This is a genomic window from Bordetella petrii (assembly GCF_020991325.1).
In the GTDB taxonomy this organism is placed as follows: Bacteria; Pseudomonadota; Gammaproteobacteria; order Burkholderiales; family Burkholderiaceae_B; genus Bordetella_A; species Bordetella_A petrii_E.
Genome location: NZ_JAJMLX010000396.1, coordinates 1 through 3,090 on the forward strand (window position 1 = coordinate 1; position 3,090 = coordinate 3,090).

The 3,090-nt window shown below is 69.2% G+C and carries 2 protein-coding genes and 1 other RNA gene; all 3 read right to left on the reverse strand.

All coding sequences use genetic code 11. The annotated features are described in order from the left end of the window. Positions 1–1,193 (reverse strand): DNA polymerase III subunit gamma/tau (gene dnaX / locus LPZ50_RS23555; protein ID WP_230665285.1); only part of this gene is annotated, 1,193 nt, incomplete at its 3' end. A 127-nt stretch (positions 1,194–1,320) separates the two neighbouring features. Then, positions 1,321–1,418, reverse strand: an RNA gene (ffs, locus tag LPZ50_RS23560) — signal recognition particle sRNA small type. Between the two features lie 224 nt (positions 1,419–1,642). After that, a partial coding sequence (locus LPZ50_RS23565) for a 3'-5' exonuclease (protein ID WP_230665286.1) occupies positions 1,643–3,090 on the reverse strand: 1,448 nt, incomplete at its 5' end.

Sequence of the window (3,090 nt, forward strand, 5' to 3'; positions counted from 1 at the left end):
GAGGCCGGCGCGGCGGCAGCCGCCGCCCCGCCAGCTTCAGCCGGCTGCGGGATCGCCGCCGGTTGTTGCGGCGCAGCCGTGGGTGTCTGCAGTGCCGTGGCGGGACCCGCCTGTCCGTTCAGGGCCAGCATGCGCAGGCAGGCCATGACAAAACCGGCGTATTCGTCGGGCGCCAGGGAAAGCTCGCCGCGGCTGTGCACGGCCACGGAATAAAACAGTTGCACCGCATCGGGATGCAGGACACCTGCCAACCGGCGGATGTCGGCCGCCAGCGGATCGTCGACGGGCGTGGCCGCGGGCACGCGCTGTTCGATGGCCACCCTCGACAACAGCACGGCCAGGTCGGCCAGGGCGCCCGCATAAGACAGCCCGCGCGCCGACAGTTCGTCGGCCACGGCCAGCACGCCCTTGGCATCGCCCGCCGGCAAGGCCTCGAGCAGGCGCACCAGGTGGCGCTGGTCGATGGTGCCCAGCATGCCGCGCACGGCTTCTTCGGTAAGATTGCCGGCGCTATAGGCAATGGCCTGGTCGGTGAGCGACAGCGCATCGCGCATGGACCCGCCGGCGGCCTGGGCCACCAGGCGCAGCGCGGGCAGTTCGAACGCCACGGATTCTTCGCCCAGCACCGCCTGCAGGTGGCCCACAATGGCGTCGGGCGGCATCTGCTTCAGGTTGAACTGCAGGCAGCGCGACAGCACCGTCACCGGGATTTTCTGCGGATCGGTGGTGGCCAGGATGAACTTCACATGCGGCGGCGGCTCTTCCAGCGTCTTGAGCATGGCGTTGAACGCGTGCCCGGTCAGCATGTGCACTTCGTCGATCATGTAGACCTTGTAACGGCCCGCCCCAGGCGCGTACACAGCCTGTTCGAGCAGTTGGGTCATTTCTTCGACGCCGCGGTTCGAAGCGGCATCGAGTTCGAGGTAGTCGACGAAGCGTCCGGCATCGATCTCGGTGCAGGCGCGGCACTGGCCGCAGGGCCGGGACGTGATGCCGGTTTCGCAATTGAGCGATTTGGCCAGGATGCGCGACAGAGTTGTCTTGCCCACGCCGCGCGTGCCGGTGAACAGCCAGGCATGGTGCAGCCGCTGGGAATCGAGCGCGTGCGTCAGCGCGCGCACTACGTGGTCCTGGCCTACCAGGGTGTCGAACGAGCGCGGCCGCCACTTGCGGGCCAGTACCAGATAAGTCATGGACGGATTGTAGAGCCAGTTGCGCGCGGCCGGCGCGCCGGAAATACAAAGGGGCGCCGCAACCGGAATCGCGTTGCAAGAAACTGCTGCAATTCGTTCCGATTACGGCGCCCCCTTGGGGAAACCGGTAGGCGAGCCTTACTCCGGCACTGATCCTAAACGACTATGGCTGCTTCGTTCCCGACCTGACCAGGTTCACCGCCGAACCATGCGAAGGGGCCCGCCAGTTGAGATTCTAGCAGAGCGGGCGCAGGCCCGCCTGCTGGAATCTCAACTGGCGGGCCCTGGGGCTGTATGTGGGCCCCCTCCCCGGGCCCTCCCCCCTGGGGGGAGGGAGGGCGGTGTCTTGTGGTGGGGGGGCGCGATCTCGTGGGGAGAGCTTTTTTTGGTGTCTGGCTCCCTTGGGTGCCAGACACCGGCGTGGGGCTTGCCGCGGGCCCCCCTCAAGCCTAGAGGTCGATCCAGAGTTCGGCCCTGGGAAAATACAGCGCGGCGCGGGCGGGGCGGGCGTCCAGGGCGGTGACCTGGGCGCAGTAGCGCGCCAGTTGGTCGGCGTGGCGCTGGCGCATGCGGGTGGCGAAATGGCCGGGGGCTTCGCCGGGGTGCGGGCGCGCGGTCTTGTAGTCCACGATCAGCCAGCCGTCTTCGGTGCTGAGGGCCAGGTCAATGACCGAGACCCGGCCAGTGGAATCGATCAGCGGCCATTCGCGGCGGGCGGCCGATTGCGACAGCAGCCAGCGGCCGCGATCGTGCGCCAGCGTGGCCAACAGGGTGTCTAGCACGGCCTGGGCGGCCTCGGGCGCCTGCGCGGCCGGCAGGCCGGCGCGCGTCAATTGTTTTTGCATCACGGCCAGGTAGCCGCGCAGGGTGTCCGGTTCCCATGCGGCCAGGCCGTCCTGCCCGATGCGGGCCAGCCAGGCATGGGCCAGCGTGCCGATGGCGGCATCGTGCGCGGTTTCCAGTTGCCAGGCGGGATGCTCGGCCCCCTGCCCCTGGACTGTTCCCACGGCGAACCCCGGCCCGCTGGCGGGCGCGCGCCGGGCTCGCAGAATGTCGTAGGCCTGGTCCGCCAGGCGCCGCAAGGGCTCGCCGCCAATCGGTTGCGGGTTGTCCACCACGCCGGGCGCTTCGCCCTGCCAATCGGCGGGCGGGTTTTTCTGGTCGGCGGGCAGCCATTCCCACAGGCGTCCCAGCAAACTGGCGGACGGCGGGGCCTTGGCCTGGCCCGTATCCTTGTCCACTGCCACATTGCCCACCAGGTGCAGCCGGTGCCGCGCGCGCGTGGCGGCCACGTACAGCAGGCGGTCGGTTTCGTACGAGGCTCGGCGCTTTTCGCGCTGCCCCAGGTATTGCGAAATGGGGTCGGCGGCTTTGTCGGCACGCGGTTTCACGGGGCCGAACAGCACGCGTTCGCCGCTTTGTTCAAAACTGACCAGCGGCGTGCTTTCGGCGCGCGGCGATTTATGCAGGCCATACAGGATGACTGTGTCGAACTGCAGGCCCTTGGACTTGTGCATGGTCATGATCTCGACCACGCCGGCGTCATCGGCGCCGCCTTCGGGCGCCGCGTACAGGCGCGCCAGGCCGGCATCGAGGCGAGCCGGGTCCAGCCCGCCGTGCGGCGCCAGGCGCTCGACCAGCAGGAACAGGCTTTCGGCATCTTCGGCGGCGCTTGCGCTGGCGTACAGCCCTGCTCCGCCCAGGCGGCGCCACAGCGATTCCAGCCACGCCGCCAGCGGCATGGCGCCGCTGGCATTCGCGGCATCCAGCAGGATGGGGCCCACATGGCTCAACCGTGCGTATTCATCGGCCGGCAGCAGTTGCTGCGCGCGGCACGGCGCGGCGGCAGCCCCGTCTGCATCCCATAGCGGCAGGTTGCCGCCCGGCGCGGGCGCCG